Raw genomic sequence first — 26,800 nt, 5'->3', positions numbered from 1 at the left:
CGCCAACCGCCTCTGGCACAGGCCGCGCCATTGCGTTACACGAACGCCCAAAGCTCAAGGACGTCTCGCAATGGCCCGCCACCTGATCACCTCCGCCATTCCCTACATCAACGGGATCAAGCATCTCGGCAATCTCGTGGGCTCCCAGTTGCCCGCCGACCTCTATGCCCGCTACCTGCGCGGCCGGGGGCACGAGGTGCTGTTCCTCTGCGCCACCGACGAACACGGCACGCCCGCGGAACTCGCAGCCGCCAAGGCCGGCAAACCCGTGGCCGAGTATTGCGCGGAAATGTGGGAAGTGCAGGACAAGCTGGGCCAGGGTTTTCGCCTGTCGTTCGACCATTTCGGCCGCTCCTCGTCCGAACAGAACCGCAAGCTCACCCAGCATTTCGCCGGCAAGCTCTATGACGCCGGCCTGATCGAGGAAGTGACTGAAAAACAGGTCTATTCCAACGCCGATGGCCGCTTCCTGCCCGACCGCTATATCGAGGGCACCTGCCCCAATTGCGGTTTCGACAGCGCCCGCGGCGACCAGTGCGATAACTGCACCAAGCAGCTCGACCCCGTCGACCTGATCGATCCGCGCTCGACCATTTCCGGCTCGACCGACCTCGAGATGCGCGAGACCAAGCACCTCTACCTGCGCCAGAGCCAGATGAAGGAACGGCTGGAAGACTGGATCGACACGCGAGAGGGCTGGCCGGTGCTGACCACCTCCATTGCCAAGAAATGGCTCAATGACGGCGACGGCCTGCAGGATCGCGGCATCACCCGCGATCTTGACTGGGGCGTACCGGTGCAGCGCGGGGACGACCCTTGGCCCGGCATGGAAGGCAAGGTTTTCTATGTCTGGTTCGACGCCCCCATCGAATACATCGCCTGCGGCGCCGAATGGGTCGAGGCGGGCAAGGGCGACGACTGGGAACGCTGGTGGCGCACCGACAAGGGCGCCGAGGATGTCCGCTATACCCAGTTCATGGGCAAGGACAACGTGCCCTTCCACACGCTCAGCTTCCCGGTCACGATCCTCGGGTCGGGCGAGCCGTGGAAGCTGGTCGATTACATCAAGTCGTTCAATTACCTCAACTACGATGGCGGCCAGTTCAGCACCTCGCGCGGGCGCGGCGTGTTCATGGACCAGGCGCTCGAAATCTTGCCGGCTGACTATTGGCGCTGGTGGCTGCTCAGCCACGCGCCCGAAAGTTCGGACGCCGAATTCACCTGGGAAAACTTCCAAGCCAGCGTCAACAAGGATCTCGCCGACGTGCTCGGCAATTTCGTCAGCCGCGTGACCAAGTTCTGCCGTTCCAAATTCAGCGAAGAGGTCCCCGAGGCGGGCAGCTACGGCCCCGACGAGACCGTGCTGATCGACACGCTCACCACCCGCATCCGTGCGTACGAGACCCACATGGAAGCCATCGAGGTACGCAAATCAGCGACCGAACTGCGCGCCATCTGGGTCGCGGGCAACGAATATCTACAAACCGCCGCCCCATGGTCGACCTTCAAGGAAGACCCTGAACGCGCCGCGATGCAGATCCGCCTCGCGCTCAACCTCATCCGGCTCTACGCGGTGATCTCCGCGCCCTTCATCCCCGACGCCTCCGCTGCGATGCTGCAGGCCATGCAGACCGACGATTGCCACTGGCCCGACGACGTAGGCGAGGCGCTTGAAAGCCTAAAACCCGGCCACGCCTTCACCGTCCCGGAGGTTCTCTTCGCCAAGATCACCGACGACCAGCGCGAGGAGTGGGCCGCACGCTTCTCCGGCACCCGCACCTGACGCCGGCGCTCAAATCTTTTCTGAAAAGATTTGCCAAAAGCTTTCTCAAAGCTTTTGGCCCCGGCCTGTGGTACCCGCGGCCGGACTCGAACCGGCACGGCCTTTCGGCCTGGGGATTTTAAGTCCCCTGTGTCTACCATTCCACCACGCGGGCACAGGCCCCCGTCGTAGCGCGACGGTTTCGCGATCACAACTCCTCTTCGCTCTGCTCCAGCACCGGCAAGAGGTGCCGCTCGCCCAGCCACGGGTTCAGCGCTAGCGCCGCGCGCAGCGCCAGCGCCGCTTCTCCGTTGCGTCCCAGCGCGTGCAGGGTCAGCGCCTGCCCTGTCCGCGCCGCCACGTGCTGCGGCTGCAACTCCAGCGTCCGCTCCAGATCGGGCAGCGCCGCCTCGAACTCCTCTCTCAGGAAATGGATGAACGCCCGCTGATTGTACCCTTCAGCATAGTCCGGGCAATACGCCACCAAGGCTTCCGCCGCCGCCATCGCCGCATCGTAATCATACGACTCGCGCCGCGCCATCGCGTCGTCCAGCAATCTTTGCGCCTTGGCGTCCGGCGCCTCGGCCCACAGCGCCCACATCTCGTCCGACAGCGCCCGCCCCGCCGCCTCATCCGGCGCGGCCTGCGCCGCCTCGATCAGGCGCGACAATGCCTCGGCGTGGTCGGGCGCGTCAGGGCAGGTCCCGGCCCAGGCCGGGCCGGCCAGCACGCAGGCAATCAGCAAATGTCTCATGGACATCAATGATGCGCCGCGAGCCGCCGAAATCAACGGGCAAATGCGCCCCGCTCAGAACACCTCGGACAGCGCGTTCTCCTTCACCGCCTCCATCGCCACATAGGTCGAGGTCTTCGACACATGCGGCAAGGTGCTGATCTGCTCGGCCAGCACCCGGCGGTAATCCTGCATGTCCTGCGTGCGGATCTTCATCAGGTAATCGAAATTCCCGGCAATCAGGTGCACCTGCTCGATCTCCGGGATTCGCTTCACCGCCGCGTTGAACTCCGCCAGCGCGCTTTCCCGCGTATCGGTCAGGCTGACCTCGACGAAACTCACATGGTCCAGCCCCAGCCGGATCGGATCCACCAGCGCCCGGTAGCCCGAAATCACGCCCTCGCGTTCCAGCTTGCGCAGCCTGGCCTGTGTGGGTGATTTCGACAGGCCGATCCGCCCGGCCAGCTCGGTGATGCTGATCCGGCCTTCGGCCACCAGCACGCGCAGAATCGCCTTGTCGAACTGATCCAGCTCGCTTGCATCCATTTGACTTGTCTCCCCGCCGAATTACCGTCTCATTATCCCGCGAAATGACACCAATCGGGAAATCAGATCATATATACAGTGGTACACTAGTCCAAACCGCCATCCCCCAGCAAGAGGACCGCAATGCCCTACGATTCCGACCTGCGCCGTGTGATCGACCAGACCACCTATGCCGAAGAGGCCGAAACCGTCGCCCGCCTGACCGAGGTGGCGGGCCTCACGGAAGAGGACCGCGTGCGCATCTCGAAATCCGGCGCCGACCTGGTGCGCCGCATCCGCAACCAGTCGGACCCCGGGCTGATGGAGGTTTTCCTGGCCGAATACGGCCTCTCCACCGACGAGGGCATCGCGCTCATGTGCCTGGCCGAGGCGCTGCTGCGCGTCCCCGACGCCGACACGATCGACGCGCTGATCGAGGACAAGATCGCGCCCTCGGACTGGGGCAAGCACATGGGCCACTCCACCTCGCCGCTGGTCAACGCCTCCACCTGGGCCTTGATGCTGACCGGCAAGGTGCTGAAGGACGAAAACCCCGGCCCCGTCGGCCACCTGCGCGGCGCCATCCGCCGCCTGGGCGAGCCTGTCATCCGCACCGCCGTCGGCCGCGCCATGCGCGAGATGGGCCGGCAATTCGTGCTGGGGGAGACCATCGACGCCGCCATGGACCGCGCCGCGAAAATGGAAAAGAAGGGCTACACCTACTCCTACGACATGCTGGGCGAGGCCGCGCGCACCGATGCCGATGCCATCCGCTATCACCTGGCCTATTCCCGCGCGATCAGCGCCATTTCCAACGCCTGCACGCACAAGGACATCCGCAAGAACCCCGGTATCTCGGTCAAGCTCTCCGCGCTCCACCCCCGCTACGAGGTCGCGCAGCAGCATCAGGTCATGGACGTGCTCATGCCCCGCCTGCGCTCGCTCGCCATACTCGCGAAATCCGCCCGCATGGGCCTCAACATCGACGCCGAAGAGGCCGACCGCCTGTCGCTCTCGCTCGAGGTGATCGAGGCCACGCTCTCCGAGCCCTCCCTGGCCGGATGGGACGGCTTCGGCGTCGTGGTGCAGGCCTATGGCCAGCGCGCTTCCCACGTGCTCGACTACCTGCACGATCTCGCGCAAAAGCTGAATCGCCGCATCATGGTCCGCCTGGTGAAAGGCGCCTACTGGGACACCGAGATCAAGCAGGCCCAGGTCGAAGGCATCGACGGCTTCCCGGTCTTCACCTCGAAACCCGCGACCGACATTTCCTACATCGCCAACGCGCGCAAGCTCCTGTCGATGACCGATCACATCTACCCGCAATTCGCCACGCATAACGCGCACACCGTGGCCGCCATCCTCGACATGGCGCGCGAGATGGACAAGGGCACCGAGACCTTCGAGTTCCAGCGCCTGCACGGCATGGGCGAGGCGCTGCACAACATCGTCATGAAAGAGCACGGCACCAACTGCCGCATCTACGCCCCCGTCGGCGCCCACCGCGACCTCTTGGCCTATCTGGTGCGCCGCCTTCTGGAAAACGGCGCCAACTCCAGCTTCGTCAACCAGATCGTGGACGAGGATGTCGCCCCCGAAACCGTCGCCCGCGACCCGTTCGAGGCGTATAAGGACGACCGCCCGCAACTGCCCACCGGGCCGGAACTCTTCCTGCCCGAACGCCCCAATTCCAAGGGCTTCGACCTCAAGCACCAGCCGACGCTCGACGTGATCGAGGCCGCGCGCGGCCCCTTCGCCAACGCTACGTGGGAAGCCGCACCGCTGATCGCGGGCACAGCCGCCCCCGAAGAGGCCGAAGCGGTGTCGAACCCGGCCGACCCGTCCGACAGCCCCGGCACCGTGGCCACGGCCAGCAAGAAGGACATCGAAACCGCCCTGTCCGCCACCGCGCCTTGGGACGCCTCGATCGAGGAGCGCGCGCGCATCCTCAACGCCGCCGCCGACCTCTACGAGGAAAACTTCGGCGAGATATTCGCCATCCTCGCACGCGAGGCCGGCAAGACCCCGATGGACGCCGTGGCCGAACTGCGCGAGGCGGTGGATTTCCTGCGCTACTACGCCGCCAACGCGCCGCAGGACCCGCCCGTGGGCATCTTCACCTGCATCAGCCCGTGGAACTTTCCGCTGGCCATCTTCACCGGCCAGATCAGCGCGGCCCTCGCCGCCGGCAACGCCGTGCTCGCCAAACCGGCAGAGCAAACACCCCTGATCGCCCATTACGCCATCTCGCTGATGCACAAGGCCGGCGTGCCGAAAACCGCCCTGCAACTCCTGCCCGGCGCGGGCGACGTGGGCGCCGCGCTCACCTCCGACGCCCGCGTCGGCGGCGTGGCCTTCACCGGCTCCACTGAGACCGCGCACAAGATCCGCGCCACCATGGCCGAGAACCTCGCCCCCGGCGCGCCGCTCATCGCCGAAACCGGCGGGCTCAACGCCATGATCGTCGATTCCACCGCGCTGCCCGAACAGGCCGTGCAGGCCATCGTCGAATCCGCCTTTCAATCGGCGGGCCAGCGCTGCTCGGCCTTGCGCTGCCTCTACGTGCAAGAGGACGTAGCCGAGGGCTTTACGGAAATGCTCACCGGCGCGATGGACGCGCTTTCCATGGGCAAACCGTGGTCTCTGTCCACCGACGTGGGCCCGGTCATCGACGAAGAGGCGCGGCAAGGCATCGCCGATCACATCGAAAAGGCCCGCGCCGACGGTCGCCTGATCCACGAGATCCCCTCGCCCAACTCCGGCTGCTTCATCGCGCCCACGCTAATCAAGGTGAACGGCATCGAGGACATGCAGCGCGAGATCTTCGGCCCCGTCCTGCACATGGCCACCTTCAAGTCGCGCGACCTCGACCGCGTGATCGACGCCATCAACGGCACCGGCTATGGCCTGACCTTCGGCCTGATGACCCGCATCGACGACCGCGTCCAGCACGTGACCGAGGCGGTGCACGCGGGCAACATCTACGTCAACCGCAACCAGATCGGCGCCATCGTCGGCTCCCAACCCTTTGGCGGCGAAGGGCTTTCCGGAACCGGCCCCAAGGCGGGCGGCCCCAACTACCTCGCCCGCTACACGTCCCGCCCCGCCGAGCAGACGGATGCCACCTGGGACAGCACGATGGACGCCAAGGCGGTCCAATCGGCGCTCGACAAGACCGCCAAAAACCACACGCCCCAGCCGGTCGAGGCCCTCGTGCTGCCCGGCCCCACCGGCGAGTCGAACCGCCTGACGGCCCATGCCCGCCCGCCGCTGCTCTGCCTTGGTCCGACCACGGACATGGCCGAGGCGCAGGCCAAGGCGGTCGAGGCTCTGGGTGGCCGCGCCCTGCGCACCACCGGCCAAGTCGAGCCGGACGCCCTCACCACGCTTTCTGGCTTCTCGGGCGCGCTCTGGTGGGGCGATGCCGACACGGCCCGCGCCTATGCCAAGGCCCTCAGCCAGCGCAAAGGCCCGATCCTGCCGCTGATCACCGGCCTGCCCGATACCGGCCACGTCATGGGCGAACGCCACGTCTGCGTGGATACGACGGCGGCGGGCGGCAACGCGGCCCTGCTGGGCGGCGTCGCCTGACACGGACAGCTCCTCCCGGGCCGCCAGCAGGCGCGGTCCGGGGGGCGGCACACCACCACCCGCCATCCCGCCCATTTTCTGCGCAGAAAATGGCCTGGAAAATACGCATTTTCCAAAACAGAATTTGCGCAAATTCTGCCCGCCCCACCTCACGCGCCCGCTTGACTGTCTCGCGGCGCGCGGCCACTTTGCGCCCATGATCCCGATCCGCGACCATAACCCCTCGGGGCGCACCCCATTCGTCACCTACGGGCTGATGGCGCTCAATATCGGCATCTTCCTCAGCTACTTTCCGGGGCTCTCGAGCGATCCGCGTGCACTGATGGCGTTCTATTACGACTGGGCCATGGTCCCGGCATTGGTCACCGCCGAAGGCACCTACAGCACGCTCATCACCTCCACCTTCCTGCATGGCGGCTGGATGCACCTCGCGGGCAACATGCTTTTCCTGTGGATCTTCGGCGACAACATGGAAGAGGAGTTCGGCCATATCGGCTACCTCCTCTTCTACCTCGCCTGCGGGCTTGCCGCCAGCGGGGCACAGCTTGTCTCGGCCCCGCTCAGCCAGGTGCCCACGGTCGGCGCCTCGGGGGCCATCGCGGGTGTGATGGGCGGCTACCTGCTCCTCTTTCCCAAGGCCAAGATCGACATCTTCATCTTCCTGGTGTTCATCATCCGCATCATCTCGGTCCCGGCCTGGATCATGCTGGGCCTGTGGTTCATCTTCCAGCTATTCGGCGGCGCGGGCAGCAGCGCCGACGATGGCGGCGTGGCCTACTGGGCCCATGCCGGCGGCTTCGTCGCCGGGCTCGCCCTCACGCTGCCGCTCTTTTTGCGCCGGGGCGGCCCCGCCTATTGGGACCGCACCGAGGGCCATCCGCCCCACCCCGAGGCGAAATACAAGCTCAGCCGCACGAATATCCCCAAGGTCACGCGCAAATGACCCTGCACAATGCCAGCTGCCATTGCGGCGCCGTGCGCTTCACGGTCGATATCGACGGCCCCATCGAGGGCGCGATGCGCTGCACCTGTTCCTTCTGCCGCCGCCGCGCGGCCCCCAATATCAGCGTCCCGCTCGAACGCCTGACCATCACCGATGGCGCCGACAACCTGACGCTCTACACCTGGGGCACCGGCACGGCACAACACTATTTCTGCAAGACCTGCGGGATTTATACCCACCACCAGCGCCGCTCGGACCCCAATGAATACGGCGTGAACCTGGGCTGCATCGACGGCCAGAACCCCGCCGAACACGAGCCGATCCCATGGAACGACGGCGTCAACCACCCCTCCGATGCGAAACCGGGCTGACCGGCCTCAGGTGTTCCGGATGATCCCCGCGAACTTGTCGAAAATCGCCTCGTTGGCGCACACCACGTCGCCCCGCTCCAGCAACTCGGCGCCCGGTGTCAGCGACTCGACGAACCCGCCGGCCTCTTTCACGATGATCACACCCGCCGCGATATCCCAGGCGTTCAGCTTGCGCTCCCAGAACCCCTCGTAGCGGCCCGCCGCCACATAGGCCATGTCCAGCGCCGCAGACCCCCATCGCCGCACGCCCGCGCAGGTCGGCATCAGCCGCGCCAGGTCCTGCAACGTCGCCGGCAGGTCGCCGCGCCCACCGAAGGGCACGCCGGTGGCAAAGATCGACTCGATCATCTTGCTGCGCCCCGACACCCGCAGGCGCTTTTCGTTGATGAACGCGCCCTCACCCTTCTCGGCCAGGAACATCTCGTCTTTCGCGGCGTCGAAAATCACGCCCGCCACGACCTGCCCCTTGTGCTCCAGCGCGATCGAGACGCACCAATGCGGCAGCCCGTGCAGGAAATTCGTCGTCCCGTCCAGCGGATCGACGATCCAGCGCCGCGTCGGGTCCTTGCCTTCTTCGCCGCCGCCTTCCTCGGCCAGCCAACCATAGGTGGGCCGCGCGCCCATCAGCTCTTCCTTCAGGATCGCCTCGGCCGCGATGTCGGCGCGGCTGACGAAATCGCCCGCGCCCTTCATGCTGACCTGAAGGTTCTCGACCTCGCGGAAATCCTTGACCAGCGACCGCCCCGCCTTGCGCGCGGCTTTCAGCATGATGTTGAGATTGGCACTGCCAGGCATGTCACGGGGCTCCTTTGGGGTCAGGCCGCGCGTATACGCGCGCCGGTCGCGCACCGCAAGAGGCCGCAAACGCCCGCACGGCGACGCCCCCTTTCCACCCGGCCGCCCTGCCCCTAGGCTGGCTCCGAAACCCGCAATAGGAGTCGGCGCCATGGACAAGGTCAGCTTCACCCAGATGAAGGACGGCACGAAGGAAGATTACGAATTCCTGACCGCCCACGAAATCGACCACACGAAACACACCGCCAAACGCCTGCTAAAGGCGCTGGTCGAGCTGGACGAAGGCCTCTCGGGCTACCAGATCACGCGTCTCGGGCATTCCCTGCAATCGGCCACCCGCGCCTGGTGCGACGGCGCGGATACCGACTGGGTCGTGGGCGCGCTCCTGCACGATATCGGCGACATCTACGCGCCCTACAATCACGACGAATACGCGGCCACGATCCTGAAACCCTTCGTGCGCGAACAGGTCACCTGGTGCGTCGCGACCCACGGCGATTTCCAGATGCTCTACTACGGCCACCACCTCGACGGGGCCGACCCGAACAAGCGCGACCGCCACGCCGGCCACGCCTATTTCGAAGACTGCGCCGAATTCTGCGAACGCTGGGACCAGGCCTCGTTCGACCCAGGCTATGACACCCTGCCATTGGAGTTCTTCGCGCCCATGGTCGAAGAGGTCTTCGCCCGCACGCCCTATGACCCGGATGTCATCCGCCCAGGCGCGCGCGAACCGCTGGTCAATCCGGGCATAGCCGCCGAACGCGGCTGAAACCGCCGCGCCCCGTCACCCGGGGCGCGACCTTGGCGGGCTAGTCCGCCGATACGATCGTCGGCGCGTCAGGATAGCTGGTGCAGGTCCCGTGGCTGCCCGCCGGGTCCTGGCAGGCGGCATTCAGGATGCCCCAGATGAAATCGATCTGCGTCGCCGTGACCGTGGGCCCGCCCACGCCATAAAACCAACTGGGATTGGGTGCGCCCATCTCGACCTGCTGATAGCCCATCAGGTTGGGCCGCCAGCCCGATCCCACCCCGGCGAGGGTCGAAGTGCCGTCCGCGTCCGCCGCCGCCTGCGAATGACAGGTCGTGCAGCTGGCCGAGTTGACGAACCCGCCCTCGGTGATCGTGGCACCCATGCCCGTGGGGATGCCCGTGGCCGTGGTGAACGTGGTCTGGGTGCCCTTCAGACGGTAATTCGCCCACGCCGGATCCTCGGCGCTGATCACCCGCGGGTCCGGATCTGTGGCCGCGGTGGCGATGCCCATCTCCTGGAACAGCGCCTGCAACTCGGCCGTGCTTTCCTCGCCCGTCTCGGCAGGGTCATAAACCTCGCCACTGACGAACAGAGGGTCATTCCCCGTCACCTTGTCGTCGTTCAGCTCGATCTTCGGCGGGATGAATCCGGTGCCGAAATTCGCGCCCTCCTGCGCCGTCGGGTTCACGGCATAGCCGAAACTGTCATTGCACCCGATATAGTCACAACGCCCTTGGTTGGCGACATGCTCCACCGCGTACCAGTGCCACGTTGGCAGGTCCTTCGACGCGTTCGTCATCGCCAGCATGTAGTAATAGCCCGGCACCTGCTCCTCCCCGCCATCGCCGTCCAGATAGACGGTCAGATAAGGATAATCGGGGTTGTTGGGCACGTCGCTGCCGTCGATATCCTGGATAAGCCCCTGGTCCATCAGTATATCCTGATGCAGGAAATCCACCTTCACCATCACCGCGTCGATCGGGAATCGCACCTCCAGTGCATGTGCGCCCGCGATGTCACCCGCCTTGATCGCCGCGTTCTGCGCCCGGTTGCGTGCGCCCAGCCCCTCGCGGGAATAAAGGTCGTTTCGATAGATGTAGTCGGTCATCGACTTGTTGCGGAACACCAGCTCCAGCTCCAGATCCCGCAAGAGTCGCCCGGGGTCGATCTCGTCGGCGGGCACAAGGCCCCGGTGATTGATCACCCCCTGTGCCGGCTTGCCGTTGGGCGTCGCGGGCAGCGGACTGATGGGGTCGTAATCCGCCCTGAAAACCGGGCACTGCGTCGGCTGATCGCCTTGCACCGGCGCCGCGTCGGGATCACAGCAATTGCTGGTCACCTCCGCGCTGCACAGTGGCAGCGGGCTCTCGGGCCAGATCGTCTGGTCGATCCCCCAGGTCCAAAATTCCGCGGCCACCGCGTTGACCAGCTGCGCCCAGGCAAAGGCATCCGGACAGGTCGCCGCCCCCGACACCGCGTTGATCCCGGCGATTGCGGCCGTGCCGTCCGTCACCTCCACCGCGCAGGTGTCCGCATCCTGCACGAAACTGCGATACAGCATGAACTTTTGCAGCCCGTTCGGCCCGTCCTGCGCCTGAACCGGCAGCGCCGCCAGTCCCGCAACGCCGGCCAGAATGGCGGCCCGTCCGGTGAATCTCGATATCATCATCTGAAAAACCCTTCGTTTGCTTGAAATAAACCTGTCGGTCACTCGCACCCAATGGGCTTACCTTACGTAAGTCCGCGATTCCCGCTAAGGTTTATTTTGATTTTTTTGTTTACCTTTAAATTGTTCCGCTGCACCGCGCCGCGCCGCGCCCCAAGAAAATAACGCCCGCGTCTTTCCCTCGCCCTGCCATTTGGGTATTCCGGCCAAGACTACATTTTCCAAGCACGGGACCCGCATCATGGCGATGGAAAAGACCTTCAACGCAGCCGAGGCCGAACCGCGCCTCTCGTCCGCCTGGGAAGACAGTGGCGCCTTCAAGGCCGGCGCCAACGCCAAGCCCGGCGCCCAGCCCTATTCCATCATGATCCCGCCGCCCAACGTGACGGGCAGCCTGCATATGGGCCATGCGTTCAACAACACGTTGCAGGATATCCTGATCCGCTGGCACCGGATGCGCGGCTTCGACACGCTCTGGCAGCCCGGCACCGACCACGCCGGCATCGCCACGCAAATGGTGACCGAACGCGACATGGCCGCGAATGGCGAGCCCACGCGCGTTGAGATGGGCCGCGAAGAGTTCGAAAAACGCGTCTGGCAGCAAAAGATCAAGTCGCGCGGCACAATCATCGGCCAGCTCAAGCGCCTCGGCGCCTCCTGCGACTGGTCGCGCGAGGCCTTCACCATGTCCGGCGCACCCTCCGCCCCCGAGGGCGAAGAGGGCAATTTCCACGACGCCGTCATCAAGGTCTTCGTGGACATGTTTGAGAAAGGCCTGATCTATCGCGGCAAGCGCCTGGTCAACTGGGACCCGCATTTCGAGACCGCCATTTCCGATCTCGAGGTCGAGAACATCGAGACGGCAGGCCACATGTGGCACTTCAAGTACCCGCTGGCGGGAGGTGCAACCTACACCTATGTCGAGCGGGACGAGGATGGAAATGTCGTGCTGGAGGAAGAGCGCGACTATATCTCTATCGCCACCACGCGTCCCGAGACCATGCTGGGCGACGGCGCGGTCGCGGTTCATCCGTCGGATGAAAGGTACGCGCCAATCGTTGGAAAACTCTGCGAAATTCCCGTCGGCCCAAAAGAACACCGTCGCCTCATTCCGATCATCACCGACGACTACCCAGACCCGAATTTCGGCTCGGGCGCGGTCAAGATCACCGGCGCGCATGACTTCAACGACTACGCCGTGGCGCAGCGCGGCGGCATCCCCATGTATCGCCTCATGGACACGCGCGGTGCGATGCGCAACGACGGCGCGCCATACGCCAAGATGGCCGAGATCGCCATGGCCGTGGCCAAGGGCGAGCGCACGCTGACCGAGACCGAGGCCGACACGATCAACCTTGTTCCCGACGACCTGCGGGGGCTCGACCGGTTCGAGGCGCGCGAGAAGGTCGTCCAGCAGATCACCGACGAGGGTTTGGCGGTCATGGTCCCCGTCCAACACGAGGACAATAGTAGGCCGGGGTTCACCCCGGCCCCCGAGGACGGCGCCGAGCCGGGGTCAACCCCGGCCTACCTCCCACTCGTTGAATCGAAACCCATCATGCAGCCCTTCGGCGACCGCTCGAAGGTCGTGATCGAACCGATGCTGACCGATCAATGGTTCGTGGCCACCGACAAGATCGTCGGCCCCGCCATTGAGGCGGTCAAGTCAGGCGAGGTCACCATCCTGCCCGAGCAGGACCGCAAGGTCTATTTCAACTGGCTGGAGAATATCGAGCCCTGGTGCATCTCGCGCCAGCTGTGGTGGGGGCACCAGATTCCGGTCTGGTACGGCTTCGACCTCAGCGCGCCCGAGTTCCGCGATGACGAAGGCGACGGCGCGCTCGATCTTGTTGAAATGCTTGACGTTCTCAACGAAAGCCACTTCGCGCCGCTGATGGAATGCGGCCATGACTTCGAGGCTACCGCACAAGCCTTCGCGGCACAGCTCACCGACCTGCCCACGCCCCTGCAATCCATGACCGTGGTCGAGGCCAAGGACCGCGAGGATGCCCTGCACAAGCTCGCCTCCAGCCTTGCCGACTACACCGCCAGCCAGGATCCCACACATCTTGTCTACCCGGTCTGGCGCGATCCCGACGTGCTCGACACCTGGTTCTCGTCCGGTCTCTGGCCCATCGGCACGCTGGGCTGGCCCGAAAAGACCCCCGAGCTGGAAAAATACTTTCCCACCAGCGTCTTGGTTACCGGCTTTGACATCATCTTCTTCTGGGTCGCCCGGATGATGATGATGCAATATGCCGTCGTCGGCGAAAAGCCGTTCTCGGATGTCTATGTCCACGCGCTGGTGCGCGACGAGAAGGGCAAGAAGATGTCCAAGTCGCTCGGCAACGTGCTCGACCCGCTGGAACTGATCGACGACTACGGCGCGGATGCCGTCCGCTTTACGCTCACGGCCATGGCCGCCATGGGCCGTGACCTGAAGTTGTCGCCGCAACGCATTGCAGGATATAGGAATTTCGGCACCAAGCTCTGGAACGCCGCCCGTTTCGCCGAAATGAACGAGGCGGTCGGCAGCGCCGGCGTGATTCCGCAACCAAAGCAGACCGTAAACCGTTGGATTCTCGGCGAAACCGCGAAGACCAAGGCGCTCGTCGATACGGCACTTTCGCAATACCGCTTCAACGATGCCGCCAATACGCTCTACGCCTTTGTCTGGGGCACGGTCTGCGACTGGTACGTGGAGTTCTCCAAGCCGCTTCTGCTCGACGGCGAAGGCGACGTGAAAACGGAAACGCAGGACACCATGGCCTGGGTCATCGACCAGTGCCTGATCCTGCTTCACCCCATCATGCCCTTCATCACCGAAGAGCTCTGGGGCACGCTTGCCAGCCGCGACGGGATGCTGATCCACGCCGACTGGCCCACCTACGGCGACGAGTTGATCGACGCAGAGGCGGACGCCGAGATGAACTGGGTCATCGCCCTGATCGACTCCGTCCGCTCCGCGCGCGCGCAGGTGCATGTGCCCGTCGGTCTCTACACGCCACTCCTCGTCACCGAGTTCTCCAAATCCGCGCGTCTTGCTTGGGACAACAATGCCACCATGATCAAGCGCCTTGCCCGGATCGAGAACCTCGAAGTGGTCGAAAGCTTCCCCAAGGGTTGCATCACCATCCCCGCCGAGGGCGCCAGCTTCGGCCTGCCGCTGGCCGACGTCATCGACGTGGCCGAGGAAAAGGCCCGGTTGGAAAAAACCCTGGGTAAGCTGGAAAAGGAACTGGGCGGCCTGCGCGGCCGACTGAACAACCCCAAGTTCGTCGAAAGCGCCCCCGAAGAGGTGGTCGAGGAAGCCCGCGAGAACCTCGCCGCCCGGGAAGAGGAAGAGAGCAAGCTGCGCGCCGCCCTCGACCGTCTGGCCGAACTGGGCTGACCCCGCACTTTCATTGTTCCAAAAATACTCATGACGCCACGTCCACCCCGGGCGTGGCGTTAACCTTTCCAGGCATTGACGCCCGACACCGACGCCGTGCCACTGGAATACCGACGCGATACCGACACGCGGTTTCACCGGTAACCATTACACCCTTCGCCTTGCACCCGGTCCGGCTTTGACGTTACCTCTCCGCATGACCGGCCCACGCTATACCGATATCGTCCGCGCCCTGCCCGCCTCCGTGCCCTTCGTCGGCCCCGAGGTCCGCGAGCGCGAAACTGGCAAGGCTTTTGCCGCCCGCCTCGGCGCCAACGAGAACGTCTTCGGCCCTTCGCCCAAGGCCATCTCGGCGATGCAGGAGGCGGTAGGCGACATCTGGAAATACAGCGACGCCACCAGCCACGATCTGCGCCACGCCCTGGCCGTACATCACAATGTGGACGCTGAAAATATCGTTGTGGGCGAAGGGATTGACGGCCTTCTGGGGTATCTCGTCCGCCTGCTGATCGAGCCCGGCGATTCCGTCGTCACCTCTGACGGTGCCTATCCCACCTTCAACTACCACGTGGCGGGGTTCGGCGGAGAGCTGCACAAGGTGCCGTACAAGGACGACCACGAGGATCCGGCCGCGCTCTTAACCAAAGCGAAAGAGGTTGGCGCGAAACTCGTCTACCTCGCCAACCCCGACAACCCGATGGGCACCTGGCACGACGGGTCAAAAATCCGCGCCGCGCTTGACGATCTGCCCCACGGCTGCCTTTTGATGCTGGACGAGGCCTATATCGAATTCGCCCCCGACGGCACCGCGCCGGAGATACCCATAGACGACCCGCGCGTCATCCGAATGCGCACCTTTTCAAAGGCTTACGGCATTGCGGGCGCCCGCATCGCCTATGCAATGGGTGCGCCCGACCTGATCCAGAGCTTCGACAAGATCCGCAACCATTTCGGCGTCAACCGCGTGGCCCAGGCCGGTGCCCTGGCCGCCCTTCAGGACGAAGACTGGCTTCAACAAACGATCCATCGCATGGCCGAGGCCCGCGACCGCATTGCCCAAATCGCCGCCGCCAATGGCCTGCACAGCCTGCCGTCCGCGGCCAATTTCGTCGCTGTCGATTGCGGCCGGGACGGCGATTTTGCCCGCGCCGTCCTGAACGAACTGATCGCACGCGACCTTTTCGTGCGTATGCCAGGCGTTGCCCCTCTGAACCGCTGCATCCGCATCAGCTGCGGCCGCCCGCAAGACCTCGATCTGCTTGAATCTGCGCTCCCCCAGGCGCTTGCCGCCGCGCGGGCATAGAAATTAGCTGACAGACCCCTTGGGCGTATTACTATCGGTGTCATGCAACGCCGCCAGATGCCCGAAGCACCGAATTACACCAATGCCGCATTGATAATGGGGCTGGTCAATTTGCTTTGGATTTTCATGGCCTTGTGGATCATGTTCGGCCTGCCGGTGGTGATGGCGGTGGGCTACGGGCTGAATCTGCTGATCACGCGATTCCGTCGTTCCAACGCCTAAGGCGCAGCCAGAACCTGCGCCGCTGCCTGCACCGCACCATCGCCATGCGCGATATTCAGCGCACTCAGCCCCGCCTCCACCGCCCCCAGCACGCCCAACAGCGCGTGACCGTTCAGGTGGCCCATGTGCCCGATCCGGAAATATCCCGTGCTGCGCGGATCGTCCTCGGTCTGCATCCCCAGCCCGATGCCCAGCGTGACGCCCATATGCGCCTCGACCCACTGGCGCAGCTCTTCGCCCAAGGGCTTGCCGATCGCCAGAGAGGTCACTGCCCGGCTGCGCTGTGCCGCGTCCGCGATATTCAGCCGCAGCGGCCCCTTTGCGCCCCACGTCTCGCACGCGGCCCAGACCGCGCGGGCCAGCCGCTCGTGCCGGGCCCAGACCGCCTCGATCCCCTCTTCGGCAAGCATATCAAGGGCTTCGCGCAGACCGTAAAGGTGATGCGTCGGCGCCGTGCCGCCGAAATACTGGTAGAAAAGCTCCGGCTCGGTGCGCGGCACCCAATCCCAATACCGGCTGACGCGCGGAACCGTCCGGCGCACATCCGTGGCCTTGTCGTTGAAAAAAACGAACCCCAGCCCCGGCGGTGTCATCAGCCCCTTCTGGCTGCCCGCGACCATCACGTCGACACCCCACGCGTCCATCTCGAACCGGTCACAGGCCAGCGAAGCGATGCAATCGGCCGCCAGCAGCGCGGGATGCCCCGCCGCGTCCATCGTGGCGCGCACCCCGGCCACATCGTTCAGAACCGACGAGGAGGTGTCCACGTGGGTGACCAGCACCGCCTTGATTTCATGCGCTTTGTCCGCCCGCAGCGCGTCCTCGACGGCCTGTGCATCGACCGGCGCCTGCCGCCCGAAATCCAGCATCTGCACCTCGATCCCGCGTGCCTCGGCCACCTCGGCCCAGCCATGCCCGAACCGCCCCGTGGCCAGCACCAGCACCTTTTCCCCGGGCTGCACCGTGTTGGCCAGGCTCGCCTCCCACGCCGCGTGGCCGTTGCCGATATAGATCGCCGCATGTCCCTTGGTGCGCGCCACGCCGCACAGGTCCGCCACCAGCTTCGGCATCATGTCCACCAACTCGCCCGCATAGATATTGGGCGAGGCACGGTTCATCGCCCGCAGTACCCGGTCGGGCATGACCGAAGGGCCGGGAATGGCCAAGTAAGGGCGTCCGCCGGCACCACTCATCACGCGTCTCCATCTCAAGAATTGCGTGCAACTTAGCCGCATCGCCAGCGCCGTCAATCGCCCTTGCTTGCCATGGGCGCGGCCTGCCCCTACATGGGGGCGTCACGGCAGACGGCGAAGGGCCTTCATGAAGTTCATCAAGCGGATCACCGATTGGGAGCGCGCCTTACGCGCCTCCTACAACACGGACCTGTCGACGCCGGAAAACCGCCGCCGGGCGCGAATCTACAACCTGTGGTTTGACCACGAGATCCTGCGCGGCGTCTGGACCAACTTCTTTCAGGTCGCGCCGGGCGTCTACCGATCCAACCACCCCACGCTCAAACGCTTCGCCAAGATGAAGGAAAACGGCATCAACACGGTGCTGAACCTGCGCGGCGATTACCCCTCGGCGCATTACCACACCGAGGTCGAGACGTGCCGCACCCTTGGCCTGAACCTCGTCAGCATCAGCCTTCAGGCCCGCCACGCGCCGCCCGCCGAGGACCTTTTGAAGCTGATCGACACATTCCGCACGCTGGAAAAGCCATTCGTCATGCACTGCAAATCGGGTGCCGACCGTGCCGGGCTCGCCTCGGCCATCTACCTTCTGGTGATCGAAGGCGCGCCGCTCGACGTGGCCCGCCGCCAGCTTGGCCTGCGTTACCTGCATGTCCGGCGCTCCAAGACCGGCACGCTCGACCATATCTTCGACGTCTACGAGGCCCGCAATGCCCAGGCGCCCATCTCGTTCGAGGATTGGCTGAAGACCGAGTACGATCACTTGGCCCTGCAAGCCGATTACGAGGCAAAGAACAAACCCTGGTTCTGAGCGCGTTCAGTATCGCCGTGCCAGCTCCTCGGGCCGGACCCCGCCAAGGTAGCGCAACAGCAGCCACAGGTTCCGCCCGCCCCGGCGCAGCCAGCCGTCGCGCCTGTAGCGTTCCGCGCTGGTCGTCACTGTCGCCGGTAAAAGCGCGACCCGCCTCCCCAACGCCCGCGCAAGCGCCACATCCTCCATCAGCGGAATGTCCGGATAGCCCCCGGCGGCATCGTAGTCGGATCGCGACAGCAAAAGCCCCTGATCGCCATAGGGCAAGCCAAAGACCTTGCTGCGCAGGTTGGCCCAACCCGCTACGATGACCGGCGCCAGCCCCCTGGCGTCGAAGGACAGCCGGAACGCCGCCGCACCCTGCCCACTTGCGATATGCGCCTTCACCACCTCTGGCCATCCCTGCGGCAACGCCGTGTCCGCGTGCACCACCAACAGCCACTCGCCCCGCGCCACGCCCACGCCGCGCCGTAACTGCCCCCCGCGCGACGCCGCCCCGGTGACCAGCACCGCGCCCGCGGCCTCGGCAATCCGCGCCGTCGCGTCGTCCGATCCACCGTCCGAGATCACCAGCTCGCGGATCAACCCTGCCTCCAGCCCCTCGGCCAGTGCGGGCAGCGCCCGCGCCAGCCCGGCCTCGGCGTTCAGTGTCGGCATCACCACGGAAAGTTTCGCCCGCATCGCTGCAAACCCTGTCATTTCATCGCCGGTTTCTTATATGACGCCCATGACAAAGACGAGGCCCCCGATGACCCGCAAGATATTCCAGATCACCGGCGCCGATTCCCGCTCCTTTCTTCAGGGGCTGGTCACCAACGATATCGCCAAACTGGACCACGGGCTGGTCTATGCCGCCATGCTGACACCGCAGGGCAAGTACCTCGCCGATTTCCTGCTGGTACCATGGGACGGTTCGATCCTGCTCGATGTCGACGAAAGCCTGGCCGACGGGCTGCTTCAACGGCTCAACATGTACAAGCTGCGCGCCGATGTTCAGATCGCGCAGACCGACCTGGCCGTCTGGCGCGGCACCGGCGACCGCCCCGAGGGCGCCTTTGCCGATCCGCGCCACCCCGCCTTGGGCTGGCGGCTTTACGGCGCCGAGGCCGGCGATGACGGCTCCGATTTCGAGGCCATCCGCGTGACCCACTGCATTCCCCGCACGAATGTCGAGCTGACGCCTGACACGTTCATCCTCGAAGCCGGGTTCGAGCGTCTGAACGGCGTCGATTTCCGCAAGGGGTGTTATGTCGGGCAGGAAGTGACCGCGCGGATGAAGCACAAGACCGAACTGCGCAAGGGTCTCGCGCCTGTCGCGGTCGAGGGCAGCGCCCCGGTCGGCACGCCGATCACCGCCGACGGCAAGACCGTGGGCACGCTCTTCACCCAAGCCGGCGACCGCGGTATCGCTTATTTGCGCTTTGATCGTGCGAAAGGCGCGATGCAGGCCGCATCGGCGACCGTCACCCTGCCAGAGTGACGCGACGTCTCGACGCAGCCGGCGCGCGCGGCACCCGCCCGTGGGTCAGGCGCGTTCGGCGTATTCCATCGTCTCGGTGTTGACGACGATTTCCTCGTCGGGGCCGACGAAGGGCGGCACCATGACCTTCACGCCGTTGTCCAGAATCGCCGGCTTGAAGCTGTTGGCGGCCGTCTGGCCCTTGACCACCGGCTCGGTCTCGACCACGCGGCAATTCACTTTCTGCGGCAAGGTCGCGTTCAGCGCCTCGCTTTCATAAAATTCGACGGTGATCGTCATGCCGTCCTGAAGGAAGGGACGGCGCTCGCCCAACAGGTCGGCCGGCAGTTCGATCTGCTCGTAAGTCTCTGAATCCATGAAGACAAGCATCCCGTCCGTCTCGTACAGGAACTGCTGATCCTTCTGCTCCAGCCGGACGCGCTCGACTTTGTCGGCGCTTCTAAACCGCTCGTTAAGCTTTGATCCGTTACGAAGGTTGCGCAACTCCACCTGGGCGAATGCGCCGCCTTTGCCCGGCTTCACATGATCCACTTTGACGGCACTCCAAAGGCCGTCATTGTGCTCGAGGACATTACCGGGACGAATTTCGTTTCCGTTGATTTTGGGCATTGTGGCGAAACCATGGCAAGAGGTTGATCAGTGTTCGGCCAAACCTATATCTAGCGAAGCGATGGCGTGCAAGACGACCATATATCGTGCTGCAAATGCAGCAAGCCATGCGCAAGATGCAAGGGTGATATGCGATTGGGGACTATCCGAATCGATGAAAAGCCGTCATAACCGGCGGCACGCCTGAAACACAAGAGCAATAAAAACAAGGACGAAACATGAAAGATTTCGTTGACGGTACGGCTTTCAACGCTGAACAAGGCAACCGTGCCCGCAAACTCTTCGCAGCCGTCGTACTGGCTGCACTGGACGACGCCATTGCCGATGACAAGAAATATGGCAATGGGCCGGAGCAGATTGCTCGCTGGGCGCGCTCGCGCGACGGTCGCGAGGTCCTGTCCTGCGCCGGGATCGACCCGAACGAACGTGTCGTTACGGGTCTTATGGAATTCGTGGGCAAGGGTGTGCGCACCTCTGTCGCCCTGTCGCGTGAGGAAAGCGAGCGTCGCAATGCCGCCGCCGCGCAGGCCGAAGCTGCCTGACACGCGTCTCTTCCGAAATTGAAATAGCCCTGCCCTGACGGCAGGGCTTTTTCTTTGCGCGCTCAGGTGGCGAACACAAAGGCCCAGATGAACAGCGGGAACAGTTCCAACCCCGCCAGCCCCGCGATCACCAGCCGCGACCGCACGCTGGGAAACCGCCACATCAGCACCCCGCACAGCAGCGCCGACAGGCCCATCTCGATCGGCCCGACCACCCCGGCATGGTACGCGCGGTCCCAGTAACTGATCGGGCTTTGAAACACCCAGTCGGTGAGCGGCCAGAAATGCGGCCGTCCGTCATCGTGGTGCAAGGGCAGGTCCAGCGCCAGGTGCATCAGCCCCGAGGCGGCGAAGACCATGCCGTTCCGCGCGCCCCGCCACCACGCCAGCCCGAACACCGCGCCCCAGACAAGAAACGAATTGTCGATGCGAAACACCTGCTGCCAAGCGTCCGAGAAATACAGCGTGCCAAAGACATATCCCGCATCAAGCCGCAGCAGGTAAAGCGCCACCGCAACCATGAAATACAGCGACACATCCGGCGCCAGACCGCCGGCCACCGCGGCAATCGTGCGTCGCCGGTCATGCGGGCGGGCAAAGGCCGCAGCGGCGAAAATCACGTGGGCCGGCGTGTTCATGTCTTCCCTTTCTGCCGGGGCGACGTTTTGCGGCCTTCGGGTGACAAACCGTGGACGTCGCAACATCCGCCCTGATCCGCAGCCTGTCGGTTGTTTTGGACCGGCCACGCACTGTGCTGAACAATACCGTCAAAAGACCGGGTCACGATCATCACCGCAGGCCTAGGCGCAGACGTTTCGTGGCGGGCAGCTTTCTCGCGGCCTTTGTCGCCGGTGTCAGGCAACCTTCGGACATGGCGTTCGACGCATCTGCTCACGCCGCCGGCCAATCAATGAAACATCGCTCTGACCACCGACAGTCGTCCGCCAGGGCAGAGCCGCGCAGGCGTTATTCCAGGTTCTGCCCCATCATCGCGCGATGAATTTCGCGGCGGACCAGCTTGCGGACGTTGCGCGTGATCCGTTCGCCCAGAGTGCCTTGCAATTCCTGCCGCACGATCTCGCTCACCAGGTCGCGCAACGCGTCCTCGTCCAGAACCGCGTCGGCATCCTCGCGGTACCAGGACGTGTCCTCGCTTTCGGCACCCGCCCGGGCCGCAGAGGGCCCATTCGCCTGTGCGTGCGTCGCAGGATCCTCACGCTCCACGCTCTGTCGGGTTGCCTCGGCCTGCTGTGATGCCTGATCCGAGTCCAACGCGGCCGCGTCTTCACTGCTTTGCTGGGCGTCCGGTTCGGCGTCGTGCGATGTATCGCCCCTGGCCGTGCGCGACGCAAAGACCGGCTCCGCCGGTTCCAGGTGATCTTCCCACGGAAGCGGTTCGGTCTGTCCGCCCGCATAGGCGTCTTCCGACGCGCCGTCAGGCTCCCACTGGTCGTCACGCGCGGCAACGGCGGCCTCGACCTCCGCAATCCGCGCCTCCAGTTCCGACGTCACGACCTCACGCTCCGGCGTGTCGTCCGCGCTGCCCTCGCCGTCCTCGGCAGATGTCGCGTATTCGAACGCAACATCATCGTCTTCGGCAAAGGTCTCGTTCTCGAAATCGTCGTCCTGTTCGTCCGCAGCTTCGGACAGACCGTGGTGCGCCGCGTCCGCTCCCTCGTCGGGATCGGTCTCTGCGCCAGGATCGTCTTCGGCCGTCAACCATTCCTTCAGATGTGCGTCATCAGTGTGCGGGTCGGCGTCAGGCGACTCGCCCGACATCTCGAATGGTTCCGCGTCATCGTCCTCGTGCAGCGCGGCGCTGTCTTCCGCCTGCCCGGTCTCGACTTCTTCGGCAGGCGCGTCGGACGGGATCTGCCACTGCTCAAGCGTCAGGTGTTCCGGTTCTTCCTCCGGCAGCGGCTCGTCGTCATGATCTGCATCGTGCTCGAACCTGGCCGCATCGTCGTTCGGCGCGCCCGGCTCGACCCGGAACGACTGCGTCAGAACCAGCCGCGCATCCCCCGCAGGCGTCGCGGCCTCCGGCGTGACATCATCGGACGGTGCAGGATCGACCTTCGGCGCGCCCGCGCCGGCACGATTTGGTCCCGTGTCCCGGGATGCGGCGGATTTTTCGACCGACACAAGCCGGCGAATAGACGACAGAACGTCCTCTATTTCCGCATTCGAGACGGGATCAGACATGCTCAACTACCATTCTTGCCTGCGCTCCAGTGTAGCGGCTGCCGCAAATTCGCACAACATTTTAGAACGCCGCCTTTTAGGCGCTTTTGCCGTTCCTGTCCCGGCTTGCCCGCGTCGTCACTGACGCCCGAGCGATTTCAGAACCCGGTCCAGCTGCTGCCCCTGCCGACTCAGCGGCACCGGCGCATCCTTGACCAGGTTGTAATAGGCCGCCGGGTCGTAGGTCTGGACGTTCAGGTTCAAGTCCTTCGCCGTCAGCTGCCCGATGGCTGAAAGCACCTGGTAGGCCGCAATCGCCACGTCGACATCCGCGGAAATCAGAGTACTCCGCGCGTCCAGCAATTCCTGCTCGGCGTTCAGCACGTCCAGCGTCGTGCGCGCGCCCAGCGTCGCCTCTTCGCGCACGCCGCGAAACGCCACCTGCGCGGCCCGCACCTGCTCTTGGCTGGCCTCGCGCACCACCCGCGCCGATTGCAGGATGGCAAACGCGTTGCCGACGTCCTGCACGACCGCACGACGCACCACGTGAAGGTTGCCCCGCGCCGCGTCGCGCTGTGCCTGCGCCTGGCGCTTGGCCGAGCTCAGCAAACCGCCCTGATAGATCGGCGCGCGCATGTTCAGCCCGAAACTGCCCGACCGGCCATAATCGCTGGTGTCCAGTTCTTCGCTGATCCCAAGCGTGCCCTGGGCGGTGAACCTGGGTTTCATCGCGGCATCCGCGGCCAGGATCGTCAGATCGGCCGCGGCCACCCTGCGCTGTGCCTCCAGGATGTCGGGATGGTTGCGCACCGCGATGTTCTTCGAGGTTTCGATCCCGCCGGACAGATTCGGCAGCTGGCGCGGAGATTGCAGGGTCCCGGGCTCTCGGCCCACCACGGCGATGTATTCCTCGATCGCCTGCGCCAGGTTGCCTTGCGCCTGCGCAAGCTCCCCCTGGGTGCTGGCCACACGCGCCTCGGCCTGGGCTACATCGGTCCGGGTGACTTCGCCCACTTCGAAACGGTCCCGGGCGGCGCGCAATTCCTGGCGCAACAGGCGCAGGTTGTTCTGGCGCAACGACACGAATTGCCGGTTGCGCTGCACGTCGTAAAAGGCAGCCACCGCCCGCAACAACACCTGCTGCTCGATGCTGCGCAGAGCTTCGCGCGTGGCCAGCACCGTTTCCTTGGCGGCGTCGATCTGGAACCGCGTCTGGCCGAAATCGAACAGCAACAGCTCCAGCGTGACACCGGTGCTGAACGTGACATCGCGGTTGGTGTTGATCAGGTTATTGGCGCGCGCCTTGCCGAAATCCCGCGTGATGTCGGCCGTCCAGTTGATGATCGGCCTCAGCCCGGCCACCGCCTGCGCCACATCCTCGTCCGCCGCCCGCAACAGCGCGCGGTTCTGCTCCAGCAGGCCGCTGTACTCGTAAGCCCAGGCCAGCGTTTGACCCAACGTCTCGGACTTCGCGGCCCCCGGCAGCGCGGTCATGCCCGCGAGCGCTACAAGGCCCGCCGCCACCCAATGCTTCAGCCCGGTAAACCGCGTGGCCGCCGCTGTGCGTGCCGGTTTGCGTCCGGCTTGCTCCTGTACCATCATAGGGTAAACGCCGCGTGCCGCTCGAAGCCGGCCAGAACCGGCGCACCCGCGTTGAATGCGAATCTCCAGCTCATCTCGCCATCAATCTTGTACCCCACACGCATCGCGCCCAGCCCTCCCTCGGCGAACAGGCAGGCGATGCGTCCGCCTTCCTTGATCTGGTCGGTGATCGCCTCGGGCAGATGCTCGACCGCGCCCTGCAGCATCACCACGTCATAGGGGCCGTGCTCCGCCGCGCCCTCGGCCAGCGGGCCTTCGTGCACGATGACATTGTCCGCACCTTGCTCTGACAGGATGCCGCGGGCCTCTTCAGCCATGTCCTCATTCTCTTCGACGGCGACCACGGCCTCGGCCATCCGGGCGGCGACCGCCGACGAGTATCCCAGCCCGCAGCCCAGGTCGAGCACCAGCTCGTCAGCCCGAATATCCAGCGCGTCCAGCATCTTGGCCAGTGTTCTGGGCTCCAGCACCACACGTCCGCCGCCAAGGTCGACATTCTCTCCGACATAGGCCGCCTCGCGCAGGTGGCGCGGTACGAAAGCCTCGCGCGCGACCGACAGCATGGCGTCGATGATCGGAAACTTGGTGACATCGGAGGGGCGCACCTGGGTGTCGACCATCATGGTCCGGCGCACGGCGAAGTCGGTCATTCGGTCATCCCTCTCGCTGTAGAATCCTGCCTTGGGTTTTGCCACAAACCCCCGCCCCTCACAATGGCCATAAACCGAGCGGTACAGATTGCCTCGGCAAGTGTATCCGAACGGTCCATTTTTCCGTCATTTGGAAGCTGCTCACCCGGCCGGTCGCCACGTCGCCGTCGTGCAATTCCTCGCTCTGCCGGTGAAAGATCGGTTTCCAAACTGATCGGGCTCCGATCTCCGCACACGAGGTCTGGACATCGCCGCAGCGAAACTTTAAGCAAGCATCTCAGGCCGAACGGCCCACCACGGACGGCGAGTTGGCGGAGTGGTGACGCAGCGGATTGCAAATCCGTGTACACCGGTTCGATTCCGGTACTCGCCTCCATTTATCTCCAAAGATTTTGACGGATCTTGATCAGCGCGGCGATGCGGGTCGAGACATTGGTCTCAACTGACAATGGGACGTCGCTGAAAACCCGCCCTGCGTCTTCGCCGGCACGTGACGTCCCTGTATGATGGCTGAGTACCTTTATGCGGAAAGTATAGGCCTTAGACGGCTTGATGATGCCACGCCTCGTGATCGCCAAGAGAGCACGCGCATCGCCACGCAATATTGCCGTGCCGTCCAATGTCGTGACCGGCCATGTCACCCTCCGCCATAGGTCCGCTCCTCCAGACCGACGCGCGACAAATCGCTTTCGACCGCCTCAAGGAATTTCGCCTCGGCCTCGGATTGGCGGCGGGCCGGGTTGCTCAGCAGGTAGATATCGACCATCGGCAGGGCGTCATAGGGCGGCAGCTGGCGGATATGTCCCGCCGCCACATCCTGGGCTGCCACGTGCAGCGGCAGCGCCCCGATCCCGACATTCGCCATGATCATCCGCCTTATCTCGTTCAGGCTGGACGACACGCCGCGCCAGTTGCGCGACAGGTTCAGCCGGGCCCGCAACTTCGAGATCACTTCCAGCGGCCCGCCTTCGGCTTCGGTCTGGAACGCCACGAAAGGCTCGCCCTCCAGGTCCTCGGGCCGGATCTCCTGCGCTTTGAACAGCGGATGCCGCGCCCCGCAATACAGCCCGAAATACTCGCGATAGAGCACCCGCGTGGTCAGGCTCTTGGGCTGGCTCGACAACAGGCAGATCCCGAAACTGGCCCGGTTGAGCTTGATCATCGTCTCTACCTCGTCGCTTTCATAGACCGTGAAGGAATAGGTCACGCTGGGATGCGCCCGAGCAAACCGGTTCAGGATGCTGTCGAAATGCTCCGAGATGACCGAACTGGTGATCGCGATGGAAAGGTGGCCGCGCAGCTCGGCATTGTCCTCGTCCAGGATCGCGGGGATCTGCGACACCGTGCCGAAGATCGTCGCGCATTCGGTGTACAGCACCTGCCCCGCCCGGGTGATGGTGAACTCGTTGGGCTTGCGGATCACCAGCGTCTTGCCGATCGTCTGCTCCAGCCGCTTCAGCGCCGCCGACACCGTGGGCTGTTTCAGCCCCAGATGGGTCGCGGCCTTCGAGATGCCGCGCTGCTCGACCACCACCATGAAGGTGCGCAACAGGTTCCAGTCCAGATTCCAGGGAAAACGGGGGCGCTGCGGAAGGCTCATAGATTTCACCTATAATTAGAATGCTTATTATTTATTTGCGCGATAACCCTCCCCATGCAAGGCTTTTGCAGGTGCG

General features: G+C 64.6%; 23 protein-coding genes and 2 tRNA genes. 12 read left to right on the top strand and 13 right to left on the bottom strand.

All coding sequences use genetic code 11. The features are described 5' to 3' along the window. Positions 1-70 precede the first annotated feature (70 nt). Positions 71-1,783, top strand: a complete 1,713-nt coding sequence (gene metG, locus XM53_RS09440) for a methionine--tRNA ligase (protein WP_057792650.1) — start codon at positions 71-73, stop codon at positions 1,781-1,783. 68 nt (positions 1,784-1,851) lie between these two features. Here metG and XM53_RS09435 read toward each other — a convergent pair. From XM53_RS09435 to XM53_RS09425, 3 genes are all read right to left on the bottom strand, one after another. Continuing rightward, positions 1,852-1,937 (bottom strand) — tRNA-Leu (locus tag XM53_RS09435). Between the two features lie 33 nt (positions 1,938-1,970). Further along, a complete protein-coding gene (locus tag XM53_RS09430) occupies positions 1,971-2,516 on the bottom strand; it encodes a tetratricopeptide repeat protein (protein ID WP_057792648.1) in 546 nt (181 codons plus the stop codon). A gap of 54 nt (positions 2,517-2,570) precedes the next feature. Continuing rightward, positions 2,571-3,041, bottom strand: coding sequence for an Lrp/AsnC family transcriptional regulator (locus XM53_RS09425; protein WP_057792645.1), 471 nt, complete (start codon positions 3,039-3,041; stop codon positions 2,571-2,573). A 123-nt stretch (positions 3,042-3,164) separates the two neighbouring features. Here XM53_RS09425 and putA point away from each other — a divergent pair, with 123 nt between their 5' ends. The 3 genes from putA (at position 3,165) to XM53_RS09410 (ending at position 7,925) form a co-directional block, all read left to right on the top strand. Continuing rightward, positions 3,165-6,611 carry a bifunctional proline dehydrogenase/L-glutamate gamma-semialdehyde dehydrogenase PutA gene (gene putA / locus XM53_RS09420; protein WP_057792643.1) on the top strand — a complete coding sequence of 1,149 codons (3,447 nt, stop codon included), beginning with the start codon at positions 3,165-3,167 and terminating at the stop codon, positions 6,609-6,611. 196 nt (positions 6,612-6,807) lie between these two features. Beyond that, on the top strand, positions 6,808-7,554 hold the full coding sequence (locus tag XM53_RS09415; RefSeq protein ID WP_057792920.1) for a rhomboid family intramembrane serine protease: 747 nt from the start codon (positions 6,808-6,810) through the stop codon (positions 7,552-7,554). After that, positions 7,551-7,925, top strand: a complete 375-nt coding sequence (locus XM53_RS09410; protein WP_057792641.1) for a GFA family protein — start codon at positions 7,551-7,553, stop codon at positions 7,923-7,925. Before XM53_RS09415 ends, XM53_RS09410 begins: the two co-directional genes overlap by 4 nt. Positions 7,926-7,931: 6 nt before the next feature. Here the strand turns inward: XM53_RS09410 and XM53_RS09405 are convergent, their stop codons facing one another. Next, positions 7,932-8,720 (bottom strand): inositol monophosphatase family protein, encoded by a 789-nt coding sequence (locus tag XM53_RS09405; RefSeq protein WP_057792638.1) that lies wholly within the window; start codon positions 8,718-8,720, stop codon positions 7,932-7,934. Between the two features lie 151 nt (positions 8,721-8,871). Here XM53_RS09405 and XM53_RS09400 point away from each other — a divergent pair, with 151 nt between their 5' ends. Continuing rightward, positions 8,872-9,492 carry an HD domain-containing protein gene (locus tag XM53_RS09400; protein WP_057792637.1) on the top strand — a complete coding sequence of 207 codons (621 nt, stop codon included), beginning with the start codon at positions 8,872-8,874 and terminating at the stop codon, positions 9,490-9,492. A 40-nt stretch (positions 9,493-9,532) separates the two neighbouring features. On the opposite strand, the gene XM53_RS09395 is transcribed toward XM53_RS09400, so the two are convergent. Beyond that, positions 9,533-11,143, bottom strand: coding sequence for a hypothetical protein (locus XM53_RS09395; RefSeq protein WP_057792635.1), 1,611 nt, complete (start codon positions 11,141-11,143; stop codon positions 9,533-9,535). Between the two features lie 238 nt (positions 11,144-11,381). Between XM53_RS09395 and XM53_RS09390 the strand changes: the two genes are divergently transcribed. The 3 genes from XM53_RS09390 (at position 11,382) to XM53_RS09380 (ending at position 16,056) form a co-directional block, all read left to right on the top strand. After that, entirely contained in the window at positions 11,382-14,531 is a 3,150-nt protein-coding gene (locus XM53_RS09390; RefSeq protein ID WP_057792633.1) for a valine--tRNA ligase, read from the top strand. A 196-nt stretch (positions 14,532-14,727) separates the two neighbouring features. Further along, positions 14,728-15,834: a pyridoxal phosphate-dependent aminotransferase gene (locus XM53_RS09385; protein ID WP_057792631.1), complete on the top strand. Its 1,107-nt coding sequence runs from the start codon at positions 14,728-14,730 to the stop codon at positions 15,832-15,834. Between the two features lie 42 nt (positions 15,835-15,876). Then, entirely contained in the window at positions 15,877-16,056 is a 180-nt protein-coding gene (locus XM53_RS09380; RefSeq protein ID WP_057792630.1) for a hypothetical protein, read from the top strand. On the opposite strand, the gene XM53_RS09375 is transcribed toward XM53_RS09380, so the two are convergent. Next, positions 16,053-17,249: a pyridoxal-phosphate-dependent aminotransferase family protein gene (locus XM53_RS09375; RefSeq protein ID WP_057792629.1), complete on the bottom strand. Its 1,197-nt coding sequence runs from the start codon at positions 17,247-17,249 to the stop codon at positions 16,053-16,055. The genes XM53_RS09380 and XM53_RS09375 overlap by 4 nt on opposite strands. Positions 17,250-17,376: 127 nt before the next feature. On the opposite strand from XM53_RS09375, the gene XM53_RS09370 reads away from it, so the two are divergent. Continuing rightward, entirely contained in the window at positions 17,377-18,060 is a 684-nt protein-coding gene (locus XM53_RS09370; RefSeq protein WP_057792628.1) for a phosphatase domain-containing putative toxin, read from the top strand. A 6-nt stretch (positions 18,061-18,066) separates the two neighbouring features. On the opposite strand, the gene XM53_RS09365 is transcribed toward XM53_RS09370, so the two are convergent. Continuing rightward, positions 18,067-18,741 (bottom strand): TIGR04283 family arsenosugar biosynthesis glycosyltransferase, encoded by a 675-nt coding sequence (locus XM53_RS09365; RefSeq protein WP_057792627.1) that lies wholly within the window; start codon positions 18,739-18,741, stop codon positions 18,067-18,069. A gap of 67 nt (positions 18,742-18,808) precedes the next feature. Here XM53_RS09365 and ygfZ point away from each other — a divergent pair, with 67 nt between their 5' ends. Continuing rightward, positions 18,809-19,540, top strand: a complete 732-nt coding sequence (gene ygfZ / locus XM53_RS09360; protein WP_057792625.1) for a CAF17-like 4Fe-4S cluster assembly/insertion protein YgfZ — start codon at positions 18,809-18,811, stop codon at positions 19,538-19,540. Positions 19,541-19,585: 45 nt separating this feature from the next. On the opposite strand, the gene efp is transcribed toward ygfZ, so the two are convergent. Further along, the gene (gene efp / locus XM53_RS09355) at positions 19,586-20,149 is read right to left on the bottom strand and encodes an elongation factor P (protein WP_057792622.1); all 564 of its coding nucleotides are present in this window, start codon (positions 20,147-20,149) and stop codon (positions 19,586-19,588) included. A 218-nt stretch (positions 20,150-20,367) separates the two neighbouring features. Between efp and XM53_RS09350 the strand changes: the two genes are divergently transcribed. Beyond that, complete coding sequence (locus tag XM53_RS09350) at positions 20,368-20,691, top strand: DUF6280 family protein (protein ID WP_057792620.1); 324 nt, start codon at positions 20,368-20,370, stop codon at positions 20,689-20,691. Positions 20,692-20,753: 62 nt separating this feature from the next. Here XM53_RS09350 and XM53_RS09345 read toward each other — a convergent pair whose 3' ends face one another. From XM53_RS09345 to XM53_RS09330, 4 genes are all read right to left on the bottom strand, one after another. After that, positions 20,754-21,329, bottom strand: a complete 576-nt coding sequence (locus XM53_RS09345; protein ID WP_057792618.1) for a hypothetical protein — start codon at positions 21,327-21,329, stop codon at positions 20,754-20,756. Between the two features lie 328 nt (positions 21,330-21,657). Then, a complete protein-coding gene (locus XM53_RS09340) occupies positions 21,658-22,893 on the bottom strand; it encodes a hypothetical protein (RefSeq protein WP_057792617.1) in 1,236 nt (411 codons plus the stop codon). 117 nt (positions 22,894-23,010) lie between these two features. Further along, positions 23,011-24,474 (bottom strand): TolC family outer membrane protein, encoded by a 1,464-nt coding sequence (locus XM53_RS09335; protein ID WP_408006058.1) that lies wholly within the window; start codon positions 24,472-24,474, stop codon positions 23,011-23,013. After that, positions 24,471-25,124 (bottom strand): protein-L-isoaspartate O-methyltransferase family protein, encoded by a 654-nt coding sequence (locus XM53_RS09330; protein ID WP_057792615.1) that lies wholly within the window; start codon positions 25,122-25,124, stop codon positions 24,471-24,473. The genes XM53_RS09335 and XM53_RS09330 overlap by 4 nt, the downstream gene beginning before the upstream one ends. A gap of 302 nt (positions 25,125-25,426) precedes the next feature. Here XM53_RS09330 and XM53_RS09325 point away from each other — a divergent pair. After that, positions 25,427-25,500 (top strand) — tRNA-Cys (locus XM53_RS09325). 261 nt (positions 25,501-25,761) lie between these two features. On the opposite strand, the gene XM53_RS09320 is transcribed toward XM53_RS09325, so the two are convergent. Next, entirely contained in the window at positions 25,762-26,724 is a 963-nt protein-coding gene (locus XM53_RS09320) for a LysR family transcriptional regulator (protein ID WP_057792613.1), read from the bottom strand. Positions 26,725-26,800: the final 76 nt, after the last annotated feature.

The organism is Roseovarius atlanticus (genome assembly GCF_001441615.1).
In the GTDB taxonomy this organism is placed as follows: Bacteria; Pseudomonadota; Alphaproteobacteria; order Rhodobacterales; family Rhodobacteraceae; genus Roseovarius; species Roseovarius atlanticus.
This window is presented reverse-complemented; position numbering and strand designations above follow the sequence as displayed.